This is a genomic window from Mesorhizobium sp. M2C.T.Ca.TU.002.02.1.1, from assembly GCF_003997225.1.
Map to the genome: position 1 here is coordinate 1 of NZ_RZTO01001457.1, position 593 is coordinate 593.

Consider the following 593-nt stretch of genomic DNA (forward strand, 5'->3'; position numbering starts at 1 on the left):
GTCATGCAGCGCCGTCGTCGACGGCAGGGTCAGCTGGATGATGATGTCGAAGGGTCCGGTCATGGCGTAGACCGAGTCGACGAAGGAATATTCGGAGAGTTTGCGCGCCACGCTGATGATGTGCTCGCGGTCGACGTCGAGGCCGACGATCGCCGCGATGCCGAGATCGCTGCGCAGCGGCCGCACCACCGCCTGGATTGAGATATCGGGATCCTCGAGGACGCGCGCCATCTTGCGCCGCACCGTCGCCTCGGTCACGCCGATGCGCTTGGCGATGTCGACGCTCGACATCCGCCCGTCGACCTTCAGCTGCGAAAGAACCGCCTGCTCGGTCTCGTCCAGATCATTAGTGCTGACGAAATCCCACATAAAACCCCTCGTTCATGTCGATTTCCTACTACAGTTTTTAAATTTGCATAAGAATCCGTCATTGACAAGCCATTTTCAAACGGAAACAGGCGCGATGCCGGATGGCACCGACGCGGAGCGGGTTTTGAAGTGCTTGAAGAGGAGATGGCTGGGGATCGAGCGGACGCGAAGTCAGGCCATGCCGATATCAGGCTGGCCCCCGCGCCAAAAACAAAAAGACCGGC

Annotated in this window: 1 protein-coding gene; it reads right to left on the reverse strand. The window is 59.4% G+C overall.

The window, feature by feature from the left end:
• A partial coding sequence (locus EOD07_RS36730) for an AsnC family transcriptional regulator (RefSeq protein ID WP_127238526.1) occupies positions 1–369 on the reverse strand: 369 nt, incomplete at its 3' end.
• Positions 370–593 lie beyond the last annotated feature (224 nt).